The 13,836-nt window shown below is 71.8% G+C and carries 10 protein-coding genes; 2 read left to right on the top strand and 8 right to left on the bottom strand.

The genetic code is table 11. The features are described 5' to 3' along the window. Positions 1 to 117: 117 nt before the first annotated feature. Positions 118 to 1,797, top strand: coding sequence for a sodium:solute symporter family protein (locus tag AC0665_RS34460; protein ID WP_478706531.1), 1,680 nt, complete (start codon positions 118 to 120; stop codon positions 1,795 to 1,797). Between the two features lie 21 nt (positions 1,798 to 1,818). Then, entirely contained in the window at positions 1,819 to 2,136 is a 318-nt protein-coding gene (locus AC0665_RS34455) for a hypothetical protein (RefSeq protein ID WP_478609697.1), read from the top strand. A 331-nt stretch (positions 2,137 to 2,467) separates the two neighbouring features. Here AC0665_RS34455 and AC0665_RS34450 read toward each other — a convergent pair whose 3' ends face one another. The 8 genes from AC0665_RS34450 to AC0665_RS34415 all read right to left on the bottom strand — a co-directional run bounded on the left by AC0665_RS34450 (position 2,468) and on the right by AC0665_RS34415 (position 13,756). After that, positions 2,468 to 3,148 (bottom strand): helix-turn-helix transcriptional regulator, encoded by a 681-nt coding sequence (locus AC0665_RS34450; protein ID WP_363119366.1) that lies wholly within the window; start codon positions 3,146 to 3,148, stop codon positions 2,468 to 2,470. Between the two features lie 258 nt (positions 3,149 to 3,406). Beyond that, a complete protein-coding gene (locus tag AC0665_RS34445; protein WP_478609695.1) occupies positions 3,407 to 5,290 on the bottom strand; it encodes an outer membrane protein assembly factor BamB family protein in 1,884 nt (627 codons plus the stop codon). Between the two features lie 58 nt (positions 5,291 to 5,348). Further along, complete coding sequence (locus tag AC0665_RS34440) at positions 5,349 to 7,148, bottom strand: outer membrane protein assembly factor BamB family protein (RefSeq protein ID WP_478609692.1); 1,800 nt, start codon at positions 7,146 to 7,148, stop codon at positions 5,349 to 5,351. Positions 7,149 to 7,339: 191 nt separating this feature from the next. After that, positions 7,340 to 9,148, bottom strand: coding sequence for an ABC-F family ATP-binding cassette domain-containing protein (locus tag AC0665_RS34435; protein ID WP_363119363.1), 1,809 nt, complete (start codon positions 9,146 to 9,148; stop codon positions 7,340 to 7,342). 71 nt (positions 9,149 to 9,219) lie between these two features. Further along, entirely contained in the window at positions 9,220 to 10,434 is a 1,215-nt protein-coding gene (locus AC0665_RS34430; RefSeq protein ID WP_478706530.1) for a HEAT repeat domain-containing protein, read from the bottom strand. 67 nt (positions 10,435 to 10,501) lie between these two features. Further along, positions 10,502 to 11,401, bottom strand: a complete 900-nt coding sequence (locus AC0665_RS34425) for a 4-(cytidine 5'-diphospho)-2-C-methyl-D-erythritol kinase (protein ID WP_468414397.1) — start codon at positions 11,399 to 11,401, stop codon at positions 10,502 to 10,504. Further along, complete coding sequence (gene rsmA, locus AC0665_RS34420; protein WP_478609683.1) at positions 11,398 to 12,288, bottom strand: 16S rRNA (adenine(1518)-N(6)/adenine(1519)-N(6))-dimethyltransferase RsmA; 891 nt, start codon at positions 12,286 to 12,288, stop codon at positions 11,398 to 11,400. Before rsmA ends, AC0665_RS34425 begins: the two co-directional genes overlap by 4 nt. 43 nt (positions 12,289 to 12,331) lie before the next feature. Beyond that, complete coding sequence (locus AC0665_RS34415; protein ID WP_468414399.1) at positions 12,332 to 13,756, bottom strand: ubiquitin-like domain-containing protein; 1,425 nt, start codon at positions 13,754 to 13,756, stop codon at positions 12,332 to 12,334. Positions 13,757 to 13,836 lie beyond the last annotated feature (80 nt).

The raw sequence follows: 13,836 nt of genomic DNA, 5'->3' as shown, positions 1-13,836 counted from the left end.
CCCACCACAAGCGTCAACATCACAATCAAACAAAGTGCATCACCGGACGGGTTCAATTGCTGAACGCGGAGAAGAAGCTCCCGCGAGGTATCGGTTCGCGCAACAAAGCGAGGGCTCATGCAAACCCCCACATATCTGTCGGCCGAGCTGCGACTCCCCACCAACTGGCTCGACTACACGATCCTCGGCCTCTACTTCCTCGTCGTCCTCGGCATCGGCTTCGCCGCCCGGCGCTCGGTGAAGACCAGTCTCGACTTCTTCCTCTCCGGCCGTTCCCTGCCCGCCTGGGTCACCGGTCTCGCCTTCATCGCGGCCAACCTCGGTGCCACCGAGATCCTGGGCATGGCCGCCAACAGCGCCCAGTACGGCGTCTACACCACGCACTGGTACTGGATCGGCGCCATCCCGGCCATGGTCTTCCTGGGCCTGGTGATGATGCCCTTCTACTACGGCTCCAAGGTCCGTTCGGTGCCCGAGTTCCTGCTGCTGCGCTTCGACAAGGCGGCGCACCTGCTCAGCTCGGTGCTGTTCGCCTTCGCCGCCATCCTCATCGCGGGCGTCAACCTCTACGCCCTGGCCATCGTCGTCGAGGCGCTGCTGGGCTGGCCGGAGTGGGTGGCGATCGTCGTCGCCGGCTTCTTCGTCCTCGCCTACATCACCCTCGGCGGCCTGTCCTCGGCGATCTACAACGAGGTCCTGCAGTTCTTCGTGATCCTGGCGGCGCTCATCCCCCTCACCGCCCTCGGGCTGAAGAAGGTCGGCGGCTGGGACGGCCTGTCCGACTCGCTGACGAAGGCTCACGGCGCCGACTTCATGACGTCCTGGGGCGGCACCGGCATCGGCAGCGCCAACCCGCTCGGCGCGAACTGGCTGACGATCGTCCTGGGCCTCGGCTTCGTGCTCTCCTTCGGCTACTGGACGACCAACTTCGCGGAGGTGCAGCGCGCGCTGTCCGCGAAGAACCTCTCGGCGGCCCAGCGCACCCCGCTGATCGCCGCGTTCCCGAAGATCTTCATCGTGTTCCTGGTGATGATCCCGGGCCTGGTCGCAGCGGTGCTGGTGCCGAAGATCGGCACGCCCGGCTCCGACCTCCAGTACAACGACGCGATCCCCTACCTGATGGAGCAGCTGCTGCCCAACGGTGTGCTGGGCATCGCCGTCACCGGTCTGCTCGCGGCGTTCATGGCGGGCATGGCGGCGAACGTGTCGTCCTTCAACACCGTGTTCACGACGGACATCTGGGCGAAGTACGTCATCAAGGACCGCGAGGACGAGTACTACGTGCGCTTCGGCCGGATCATCACCGCGATCGGCGTCCTGGCCTCCATCGGCACGGCGTTCCTGGCCCGGTCCTTCTCCAACATCATGGCCTACCTCCAGACGCTGTTCTCCTTCTTCAACGTGCCGATGTTCGTCGTCTTCATCATCGGCATGTTCTGGAAGCGGGCGTCGATGAAGTCGGGCTTCTGGGGGCTGCTCGCGGGCACCACCGCGGCGATGATCAACTACTTCGTCCTCTACAAGCGGGACATCATCGACATCCCCTCCGACCAGGGGGCCAACTTCGTCTCGGCGATCGCGGGCTTCGTCGCCGGGGCGGTGGTCATGGTGGCGGTGTCGCTGTTCACGGCACCCAAGCCGGCCGAGGAGTTGCGGGGACTGGTCTACGGCACGCGCTCGCCCGGCATGGCGGAGCCGCCGGCGCCGGGGGACGAGGCCTGGTACCGCAAGCCGGCGCTCCTGGGCTGGGGCGCGGTCGTCCTGGCCGCGGCCTGCTACATCCCGTTCTCGTTCTGACCGACGAAGGATTGATCGAGCATGTCTGAGTTCCACTCCGAGAAGGACCTGCAACGGGAGATCACCGAACTGCAGGGCAAGTCGGCGACCGCCGCGCGGCTGTTCGACATCCGGCGGATCATCGGCGGGCTGTTCGTGGTCTACGGCGTGATCGTCACGATCGCGGGGTTCACGGCGTCCGACGCGGACATCGACAAGGCGGAGGGAGTGAACATCAACCTGTGGACCGGGTTGGGGATGCTGCTGCTGGGCGTGTTCTTCCTGGTGTGGCTGAAGCTGAGGCCCGTGGCCCCGGCCCCTCCCGGGGTTGAGCCGGAGGACGACGAGCGGGTGGAATAACCGGCCCACACCTCTGTCGAGGCCGGGTGGGTCCGCAGCCCGGCGTAGCGGGGTGGCGCTGCGCCCACCCGTGCCGCCCCTAGCGGCACGCATGCCCGCAGCTGCGGCGCGCCACGACGCTCACGCACCGGCCGTCGTACGCAAGGGGCCGTGTCGGGGGGTGTCCGCCCGCAGCGGTTGGCGCGTCAACGGACAGTCAGTCGGTATGGCACCCCATCGCGCCGTTCCGAGGACGGACACCCCCCGGCGCGGTCCCGGCCCACCGCCCGGCGTCACGCGACGACGTGCACCCCCACCCGGCGCCACACGAGACGGGCGCGCATCGTGGAGGTCACGGGTCCCGCCGCACCGGCCCCGCCCGGTCCAGCAACCCCGTCCGCGCCGCCAGCGCCGCCGCCTCCAGCCGGGAACCCACGCCCAGCTTCATCAGCACCCGCTGGACGTGCGTACGGGCCGTCGACGGGGCGATGCCCATGCCCGCCGCGATCAGACGGGTGTCCTCGCCGTCGGCGACCCGGACCAGCACCTCCACCTCGCGCGGTGTGAGCATCTGGAGCAACCGCTGGCCCTCGTCGTCCGGTTGGGCCGCCGGGTTGAGCAACTCACTGAACGCACCCTGCAACAGCTGCGGCGCCACCGCCGCCTCCCCCGCCCGCGCCTTCATGATCGCCCGCTCGACACCCTCTATACGCTCGTCGTGCCGGACGTATCCCGACGCCCCCGCCGCGAACGCCGCCGCGATGCCCCGGGGACTCGGCACCGGCCCCAGCACCAGCACCGCCACCTGCGGCCGCTCCCGCTTGATCCTCACCACCGGGTCGAAGATCCCCGGCTCGGCAGGCGCCGCCGTCCCCAGCAGGCACACCTCAGGCGCCCGCGTGATCACCAGCTCCGCCGCCCCCGCGGCCGGCGCCGCCGCGGCCAGCACCCGGTGCCCCCGCAGCTTCAGCGCCGAAGCCAGCGCCTCGGCCAGCAATCGGTGGTCGTCGACCACCATGAGCCGTACTCCCATCGAGCAACCCCCCAGTCACCCCAGCCCCCCATGGAAGCCCCCCGGCTCCCCCGCCTTCATGCCCCCGGAAGCTACACGCTTGTTCGACGTTGCGCTCCCCCTACCGGCGAGAATCGCCCCGGATCGCCGAAAGTCCCCTCCCTCCAGGTTGACCGCGCCGAACAGCGATGGCCCCGCCCCTGAACAGGGACGGGGCCACAGCAGCCACCAGTCGATCACGAACCGGTCGGTACCCGGTCAGAGCCCGGTCGGAGTTCGTCAGCCCGTGCCGAAGCCGACCGCGAGGTACTCCTTGTCCCGCACCGCCGACCGCTTGCTCGCGTACACCTTGGACATGAAGAGGTGCCCGTCGGCGAACAGGAACTCGGAGTACTCCGGCGACATGCTGGTCTCCACGTCGCGGACCGTCCTCGTCGCGGGGTTCTCCAGCAGCTTCGTCTCCTTGAAGCTGCCCCCGGCGATGCTCACGACCTGCCCGCCCTTGTCGTACGGCGGACGCTTGTACGCGATCAGGTTGCCGCCGTCCATGCGCAGCGGCGAGATCGTGTAGCCGTCGCCGGCGTCGGCCCGCTGCCCGGTCTGCTTGCCGGTGGCGAGGTCGAAGGCGACGATCTCGTTGGTCTCGCTGTACTTGCCGGTGCCGTCGTGCTCCTCGGTCGGCAGGTACAGCCGGTCGTTGCCCACGGCCAGCAGGTTGCAGGCCTCGACGCGGGTGATGCCCTCGCAGCGGGCCGCGAACTGCTCGCCCGGCGCGGAGATGCGGGTGCGCAGCTTGCCGGTCTTGCTGTCGATGGAGAAGAAGTCGGAGATGCCGCTGCCGTCGCCCGCGGAGTCGCCGACGTCGGCGGCCACGACCAGCGGGTCGGTCGACACGATGCTCGCGTACTCGATGCCCTCGGTCATCTTGTACTCCGAGATCACCTTCCCGGACCTCGGGTCGATGGTCTGGATGTGCAGCTGCCGCTGGTCGTACGAGCCGCACTTGCGCACCGCGACCAGCTTCGCGCCGCCGCCGTACCCGGCGTCGTAGCAGGAGTCGCCCGGCTTCGGGCTCCACAGGAGCTTGCCGGAGACGTCGAAGGCGGCGCCGCCGCTGGTGCTGCCGACGGCGACGGTCTTCCCGCTGAGGGTGATGTTGTCGAAGTTGATCAGCTGGTCACCGGTCTTGACGGTCTTCGTCCACAGCTTCTTGCCCGCGTCGAGGTCGATGAGCGCGATCTGGCTGCACCCGTGCGAGGGGTCGGCCTTGGTCGGCATCGCCGGCTGGTAGAGGACCGCCGTCAGGTTGTCGTCGGTGACATGGCGGCTGGCCTGGCAGACGGGGCCGGACAGCGGCACCTTCCACAACTCGCTGCCCTTGTCGCGGTCGTAGCCCACGACCTGGGCGATGCCGCTCTTGACGTACGCCTTGTCGGTGAGCCACGAGCCGGAGACGACGACCGTGCTGTCGTTCTTCACCTCGGGCGCCGGGACCTGGAAGAGGACCTTGGCGCCGGGGTCGGACGGCGCCTTCTCCTTGCCGGAGGCGGTGCCGCCGTTGCCGTCGTCCGTGCCGCCGGTGCCGGCGCTGGTTCCGGCGGTGTCGTTCTCCCTGCCCTCGTCCTTGCCGGAGGAGGCGTACCAGACGCCACCCGCGATGATCAGGGCGATCGCCACGACCGCGGCGACGATGATCAGCATCTGCGCGCCGAACTTCCCGCCGCCGCCCGGCTGTCCGGCCTGCGGCTGGTGCGGCATGGGCTGCTGCGGATAGCCGTAACCGGGCTGCTGCGCGTAACCGGGCTGCCCGTAAGGCGCCTGCTGCTGCCCGTACGGCGCCTGCTGCGGCTGGCCGTACGGCCCCGGCTGCTGGCCGGGGTAGCCGTAGCCGGGCGGCCCCTGCGGAGCCTGGGGGGCCGGAGCCGCCTGCGGATATCCGTACCCCTGCGGAGGCTGGGGCGGGGTCTGCGGGGCGGCCGGGGGCGGGGTCTGCGGAGGGGTCTGCGGCGCGGACGGTGCCTGGGGGTAGCCGTACCCCGGCTCCGGGGCCTTGCCGAGGTTCGGCCCGGCCGGGGGCGGGGTCTGCGGCGGCTGGTCCTGGGGCGGGCCGAAGCCGCCCCCCTGCGGGGGCTGCTGGGGCGGCGGGGGCGGCGGCTGGGTCATGGCGTGGGTACCTCGGGGAAGGGGACGGACGACGAAGGGAGTTCGGAGGGAGGAAGAGTCACTTGCCGTAGGCGAGCATCAACTTCTCCTTCGTTTCGTCGTTCCCGCTCAGCCGGCTCGTCGAGATGTAGAAGCGCCCGTCGACCCAGTCGATCTCCTTGGAGAAGAAACTGTTCTCGATGTCCGCGGCGCCCTCGGGGTTCTGCAGCAGCTTGGACGGCTTGTGGCTGCCACCGCCGGTCGGGATGGACACGATCTGCCCGCCCGCGTCGTACGACGGCTCCACATAGGCGATGAGCTTGCCGCCCTCGGTCTTCACCGGCAGCATCGACTCGTCGGCGGGTGACTTCACGCGCCACTTCTCCTTGCCGTTGGCGAGGTTGACCGCGACGATCTCGTTGGCGCCGGTGGTGGCCTTGGTCGGCAGGTAGAGCGTGGAGTCGTCGGCGGCGACGCCCTGGCAGCCCGTGAGGTCGCGCTCGAGGATGGCCCAGCCGCACTCGGGGGCGAAGTCCTCGTCGAAGCCGACCTGCGAGCGGAACTTGCCGCCGGAGGTGAAGGTGGAGATGTTCCAGGCCTTCTTGTCCTCGTTGGTGCTGTAGACGACCAGGGGGCTGACCGAGTAGGTGCGCGCGACCCGCCAGCCCTTGTCGAAGGGCTGGGTCCACTTGGCCTTGCCGGTCTTCGGGTCGAGCTCCTGGATCTCGTCGTGCTCCTTGCCGGTGCCGGCGCCGCAGGAGGAGACGGCGATCAGCTTCTCGCCGCCGGCGAACGCGGCGGGGAAGCAGGCGTTGCCGTACTTCTTCTTGTCGAAGAGCTTGTCGCCGTTGGTGACGTCGTAGGCCGTGCCGGACTGGGAGCGGCCCACCATCAGCGTCTTGCCGGTGATGGACAGCTCGACGGAGAGCGTGGAGTCGAACAGCCCGCCGTCGGCGACCTGTTCCTTCCAGCCCTTCTCGCCGGTGACGAGGTCGATCTCCTGGAGCTGGTTGCACTTGGCGCGGTCGCTGCCGCCGCTCATGTACGCGACGACGATCTTGTTGTCGGACGTCTTCTGCTGAGTCGTCGCGCAGATCTTCTGCGGGAAGGTGATCGCGTCCCAGGACGGCTTGCCGTCACCGACGTTGTAGGCGAAGAGCTGCTTGTAGGCGGCCTTCACCGCGGTCTTGCCGGTGATCCACATGCCGTCGGCGTCGGCACCGGAACCGGGGGCGTCGGGCGCCTCCTTGTACCAGAGGACCTTGGCCTCGCCGGCCTGGCGGCCCGCGTTGAGGTCCTCCGGGTCCTCGCCGCCGTCACCGCTGCCGTCGCCGGGGTTGACCGGCGCGGAGGTGGCGGGCTTGGCGTCGTCGGTCTTCTGGGCGACCGGCTTCTTCTCGCCCTTGCCGTCGTCGCCACCGGTGACGGCCCACACGGTGCCGCCGACGACCAGCAGCGCGGCGACCGCCGCGCCGATGATCAGGGCGGGCTTGCCCTTGAAGGGGTTGTTCGAGCCGCCCCCGGGCGGCATGCCGGGCGCACCGGGGTACTGCGGCTGCTGCGGGTAGCCGTAACCGGGCTGGCCGTACGGACCGGGCTGCTGGGGCTGGCCGTACGGTCCCGGCTGCTGGGGCTGGCCGTAGGGGCCGGGGTTGTACGGACCGGGCTGCTGCGGCTGCCCGTACGGACCGGGCTGCTGCGGGTAGCCGTAGCCGGGCTGCGGCGGGCCCTGCGGGGGCGGCGGCCCCTGGGGCGGGCCCTGGGGCGGCGGCGGGGTCTGCGGCACCCCGTGACCACCGCCCTGCGGCGGCTGGTTGTGCGGCTGGTTCTGCGGTGTTCCGAAGCCACCGTGCGGCGGCTGACTGGGCGGCTGAGTCATCAGCGGCTCCCCCGTTCGATCACTGATTTTTAGCCACACCCTGAGATGCTCATCGGGCTCAGAGTCGCTTCATAAAGTTCTAAGACGACTCTTTCTATCACCAGGTTCCGACAGCACACCGGGCCGATCACCCCCTGTTCCCAAGGGAGGACCGGCCCGTGATGCCGCCGTTATGCGCCTTCACGCACCCTTCACGCGTCCTCGGCCAGTTCCAGCCAGCGCATCTCCAGCTCCTCACGCTGACCGGCCAACTCCCGCAGCTCGGCGTCCAGTTCGGCGACCTTCGCGAAGTCCGTGGCGTTTTCGGCGATTTGGGCGTGAAGCTTGGTCTCCTTCTCGGACACCTTGTCGAGCTGCCGCTCGATCTTCTGGAGCTCCTTCTTGGCGACCCGCTGGTCGGCGGCGCTCTTCTCCGGGGCGGCCGACTGCTGCGCCGCCGCGGGGGCCTGGGCGGCCGCGGCCTCCTCCATGCGCCGCCTGCGCTCCAGGTACTCGTCGATGCCGCGCGGCAGCATCCTGAGGGCGCCGTCGCCGAGCAGGGCGAACACCCGGTCGGTGGTGCGCTCGATGAAGAACCGGTCGTGGGAGATGACGATCATCGAACCGGGCCAGCCGTCGAGCACGTCCTCCAGCTGGTTCAGCGTCTCGATGTCGAGGTCGTTGGTGGGCTCGTCGAGGAAGAGGACGTTGGGCTCGTCCATGAGCAGGCGCAGCAGCTGGAGGCGGCGGCGCTCACCGCCGGACAGGTCGCCGACGGGCGTCCACTGCTTCTCCTTGGTGAAGCCGAACGTCTCGCACAGCTGCCCGGCGGTCATCTCGCGGCCCTTGCCGAGGTCGACGCGCTCGCGCACCTGCTGCACGGCCTCCAGCACGCGGGTGGCGGGGTCGAGTTCGGCGACCTCCTGGGAGAGGTAGGCCAGCTTCACCGTCTTGCCGACGCGGACCTGTCCGCCGACGGGCTGGGTCTCGCCGCCGGACCTGGCGGCCTCGGCCATGGCGCGCAGCAGGGACGTCTTCCCGGCGCCGTTGACGCCGACCAGGCCGATCCGGTCACCGGGTCCGAGCTGCCAGGTGACGTGCTTGAGCAGGACCTTGGGGCCCGCCTGGACGGTGATGTCCTCCAGGTCGAACACGGTCTTGCCGAGCCGCGAGGACGCGAAGCGCATCAGCTCGCTGCTGTCCCGGGGCGGGGGCACGTCCTTGATGAGCTCGTTGGCGGCCTCGACGCGGAAGCGCGGCTTGGACGTACGGGCGGGCGCCCCGCGGCGCAGCCAGGCCAGCTCCTTGCGGACGAGGTTCTGCCGCTTGGCCTCCTCGGTGGCGGCGATGCGCTCGCGCTCGGCCCGGGCGAAGACGTAGTCGGAGTAGCCGCCCTCGTACTCGTGGACCGTGCCGCGCTGGACGTCCCACATGCGCGTGCACACCTGGTCCAGGAACCACCGGTCGTGGGTGACGCACACCAGCGCCGACCTGCGGGCCTGCAGATGCCGGGCGAGCCAGGCGATGCCCTCGACGTCGAGGTGGTTGGTGGGCTCGTCCAGGACGAGCAGGTCCTGCTCCTCGATGAGCAGCTTCGCCAGGGCGATTCGGCGGCGCTCACCGCCGGAGAGCGGGCCGATGACGGTGTCGAGGCCCTTGGGGAACCCGGGCAGGTCCAGCCCGCCGAACAGGCCGGTCAGCACGTCCCTCACCTTGGCCTCGCCCGCCCACTCGTGGTCGGCCATGTCGCCGATGACCTCGTGGCGGACGGTGGCCTCGGGGTCGAGGGAGTCGTGCTGGGTGAGCACGCCGAGGCGGAGCCCGCCGGAGTGCGTGACCCGCCCGCTGTCGGCGCTCTCCTGCCTGGCCAGCATGCGGATGAGGGTGGTCTTGCCGTCGCCGTTGCGCCCGACGACACCGATGCGGTCCCCTTCGGAGACGCCGAGGGAGACGCCGTCGAGCAGCGCACGGGTGCCGTACACCTTGCTGACGTTCTCGACATTGACCAGGTTGACGGCCATTTCTCTCCTGCCAAGGGGGATGGATCGATCTCCCAGGGTAGTCGCGCGCGGGGGTGCTCCGGCCGGGGCGGTCAGCCGCCGTCCGCCGCCTCCCGGCGGCGCTGGTAGCGCCACACGTCGTGCAGCCGCTCGTCGTCGCGCAGTTCCCCGGCCACGGGACCGATGCGGTGCTCGGCCTCCACGCAGCGCGGATCGTCGCGGTAGGCCAGGCCGGAGACGGCGCCGATGCGGATCTCCTGCCGCTCGTCGTGGGTGAGAGCGACCAGCGTGTCCCCCACCTCGGGCTCGCTGCCCCGGTGGTGGGCGAGCCAGTGGCACACCGCCTCGCGTACCCCGGGGTCCTCGTCATGGGCCAGGGGGAGCACGGCGGTGAGGCTCTCGGGGTGGTGCAGGCTGCCCGGCACGAGGGCGCGCACCGCCGGATCCGGGTGGGTGAGGCACGACAGCCCGACGGCCTCGATCTCCGGGGCGCTGTCGTGGGTCATCGCGTGGAGGAGGACCGACAGCACCTCGGAGTCCTCCTCCCGCTCCGCCCAGGGCACGAGCTCGCGGCCCCGTTCCCAGAACGGCTGGCTTCCCTTGGCGATGTCTCCGAGGATCAGGGACAGCAGGAGGTCGGCGGCGAGCAGGCGGTGCGTCCGGTCGGGGTGGTCGAGCAGGTCCCGGCTCCGCTGCCAGGTCTCCTCGTCGGTCCGCCGGCCGAGCGTGAACACGACGTCGCACCACACGACGTGGTCCCGGTCGGGGTGGGCGAGGGCCCGGGCGACCAGCTCGTCGAAGGGCGTGCGGATGCCGTAGCGGGCCTCCATGGAGGTGAGCATCGCCCGGTGCTCGTCACGCACGGTCGTCCCGCCGAGCGTGAGCTGCTCGGACCACCAGCCGATCTCGTCGTCCTCGACCCGAACGCGCGTCACCGGCCCGGTGCGGCCGGTGAGGCGGCGCAGTCCGGCCTCCGCGCCCGCCTCGGCCCACCGCCGTATGCGGGCCAGCACTTCCGCGCGCACCGGTGCCGTGAGCGGGATCCGGCTGGTGGCGAGCGTCTGGGTCAGAAGGTGCGATCCACCGTCCACCGCCCGCGTCAGCGGGGTGCTCCCGTCGGGCAGCGGGCGCAGGGGGTCGGCGCCGGCTCCCAGCAGCGCCTCGGCGACGGGCCGGTCGTAGGCCGCCACGGCGAGGCAGAGGAGGGGGAGGCCGTCCTCGCGGGTGTCGGGGTCGCCCCCGGCCTCCAGCAGCGCCGTGACCTCGTCCGCGTCCCCGCGCCGTACGGCCTCGATCAGTTCCCGCACGCCTGTGCCTCCCCGTGGTCGGACAACTGGGGGAGCCTAGGCGCCCGGCAGCGGCCGGGGCACACGATCAACGCCCGGCGACCGTCGCCCCGGGTGCCGGGCCCGACGCGGTGCGCACCGTCCGGCACGTGCCGGACGCGAGCAGGGCCTGTGCCACCGCGGCCGCCGACTCTGGGTCGCGGACCAGGAACGCGGTGGTCGGGCCGGAGCCCGAGACGAGGGACGCGAGGGCGCCGGCGGCCCGGCCGGCCTCCAGGGTGGCGGCGAGTTCCGGGAAGAGGGAGAGCGCGGCGGGCTGGAGGTCGTTGGAGACCGCGGCGGCGAGCGCGTCCGGGTCGCCCTTGGCGAGGGCGGCGAGGAGGTCCTGGGAGGCGACGGGCTCGGGGATGTCGGTGCCCTCGCCGAGCCGGTCGAACTCGCGGAAGACCGCCGGGGTGGACAGGCCGCGCCCGGCCATCGCGAACACCCAGTGGAAGGTGCCGCCGACCTCCAGGGGCGTCAGCCGCTCACCGCGCCCGACGCCGAGGGCCGCACCGCCGACCAGGCTGAACGGCACGTCGCTGCCCAGCTCGGCGCAGATGTCGAGCAGTTCCTCGCGGGAGGCGCCGGTTCCCCACAGCGCGTCGCAGGCCACCAGCGCGCCGGCGCCGTCCGCGCTGCCGCCCGCCATGCCGCCGGCGACGGGGATGTCCTTGGCGATGTGGAGGTGGACGTCGGGGCCGCGGCCGTGCCGCGCGGCGAGCGCTTCGGCGGCCCGCGCGGCCAGGTTCGTACGGTCGAGGGGCACCAGGTCGGCGTCCGGGCCCTCGCAGGTGACGCGGAGTGAGTCGGCCGGGGTGACGGTGACCTCGTCGTAGAGGCCGACGGCCAGGAAGACGTTGGCCAGGTCGTGGAAGCCGTCGGGGCGGGCGGCGCCCACCGCCAGCTGGACGTTGACCTTGGCGGGGACGCGGACCGTGACGCTCACGCGGTCTCCTTCTCCTCGTGCCGGTTCGCCTTGTGCTCGGCGATCCGCGCGAACTCCTCGACGGTCAGCGACTCGCCCCGGGCCTGCGGCGAGACCCCGGCGGCGACCAGGGCCTCCTCGGCGGCGGCGGCCGATCCGGCCCAGCCGGCCAGCGCGGCCCGCAGCGTCTTGCGGCGCTGGGCGAACGCCGCGTCGACGACGGCGAACACCTCGCGCTTGGCGGCGGTCGTCTTCAGCGGCTCGCTCCGGCGGACCAGGGAGACCAGGCCGCTGTCGACGTTGGGCGCGGGCCAGAACACGTTCCGCCCGATGGCACCGGCGCGCCTGACCTCGGCGTACCAGTTGGCCTTGACCGAGGGGACGCCGTAGACCTTCGAGCCGGGCGGGGCGGCGAGCCGGTCGGCGACCTCCGCCTGGACCATGACGAGGGTGCGTTCGATGGTCGGGAAGGTGTCGAGCATGTGCAGCAGGACCGGGACGGCCACGTTGTAGGGGAGGTTGGCGACCAGCGCGGTCGGGGCGGGGCCCGGCAGCTCGGTGACGTGCATGGCGTCGGAGTGGACCAGGGCGAACCGGTCGGCGCGCTCGGGCATGCGGGCCGTGATGGTCGCGGGCAGCGCGCCGGCGAGCACGTCGTCGATCTCCACGGCCGTGACCCGGTCGGCGGCCTCCAGCAGCGCGAGGGTGAGCGAGCCGAGCCCCGGGCCGACCTCGACGACCACGTCGTCGGGGCGGACCTGTGCGGTGCGGACGATACGGCGGACGGTGTTCGCGTCGATCACGAAGTTCTGTCCGCGCTGCTTGGTCGGGCGCACGCCGAGGGCTGCCGCGAGCTCGCGGATGTCGGCGGGGCCCAGAAGGGCGTCGGGGGTGGGGCTGCTGGTCACGGGACAAGGGTACGGGGGTCCGCCCGCCCCTTCCGGCTCCCCCTCATCCGTGCAGCCGCCCCCCGCAGTGCGGCCACGGGCTGGCGCCGCGCCGCACGTAGAGCTTCTTCGCCCGGTAGGTCTGTTCCGCGGCCGGGGCGTCCTGGGGGCGGCCGCTGCCGCCGAGGGCCTGCCAGGTCCGGGTGTCGAACTGGTAGAGGCCGCCGTAGGTGCCCGAGGAGTCCACCGCGTCGGGACGGCCGCCGGACTCGCAGGCCGCCAGGCCCTGCCAGTCGAGGTGGTCGGCGCCCCGCACGGACGCCGGGCGCGGTTTCGTACCGACCTTCACGACCTGCGGGCGCGGCTCGCGCACCACCTCGGATCCGATCCGGCGCGGCTTCTGCCGGACGCCGTTGACCGTGCGCAGGGAGAAGGTGATCCGGCGCAGGCCCGGCTCGCCCGCCTGTTCCACGACCTCCGTGCCCCGGAACAGGTCGGGGTCCTGCGTCCGCCGCACCTGGAACGGGATCGGCTCCTCGCGGACCTCCGTGCCGCCGGTGATCCGCAGCACCGTCACGGTCTGCCCGTCGCGCGGGAAGCTGCTCTGCGGGACCGAGGTGGTGTCCTGGCCGCGCAGGGTGATCCCGGCCTGTTCGACGGCCTCCCGTACGGTCGCCGCGTTGGTGCGTACCGTGCGGGCGCGGCCGTCCGCCATGATCGTGACGGTGCGCTCGGTCCGCACGTCCAGTGCGAGCCCCTCGCGCCCGATGCGCCGGGAGCGGGGAGTGGACACGTAGGCGCCCTCCTGCCGCACGCCGAGCTGCCGCAGCGCGCCCTCCACCGTGTGGGCGGTCGTCCACACCTCGCGCCGGTGCCCGTCGAGGGTGAGCCGCACGGGGCGGCCGTAGTGCACGGCGATCTCGTCGCCGCTGCTGATCCCGGTGCCGGGCCGGGGCGCCACCACGTCGTGGGCGCCGACCTCGACGCCCTCCTCCGCGAGCAGCTCGGTGACGTCGTCGGCGAAGGTGTGCAGGGTGCGCGCCCTGCCGTCGACGTTCAGCTCGATCGCCTTGTCCTCGGCGACGAAGGCCGTGGTGCCGCCCGCCAGGAAGGCGACGACCAGGGCCTGCGGGAGCAGCCGGCGCATCGGGCCGTCCGGCCGCTCGACATAGCGCGCTTTGCGCCGGCGCGCGGCCCTGCGGTGCGAGCCGGTGCGCGCCGCGGCTCGCGACCCGGCGCGTGCGCCCACGCCCCGGTCCGGGTGGCCTTCGGGCCCGGGTTCGCCGTCCGGGGCACCCTGCCGGGGCAGGCCGGGCAGGGTCGGTGCCTCGTAGGCGGGGCGGTAGGTGTCCTCGTGGGCGCCGGGCGTCCCGTGGGGCAGGGTGTCGGCGCTGTGCAGGTCGACCGGTGGCGCGGCGAAACCGCCGTACACGGGGTCGGCGTAGGCCGGGCCATACGTCTCGTACGTCTCGTACCGCGAGGTGCTCACGCCGCTCCAGGGGCCGGGGGAGGTCCAGAGGGGTCCGGATCGGGCCCCCAGAACCTAGCGGAGCGGCCGTCACTCTCCAA

This window comes from Streptomyces sp. NPDC043685, from assembly GCF_056436585.1.
The sequence above is the reverse complement of the archived record's forward strand: the minus strand, read 5'-3'. Positions and strand labels throughout refer to the sequence as shown.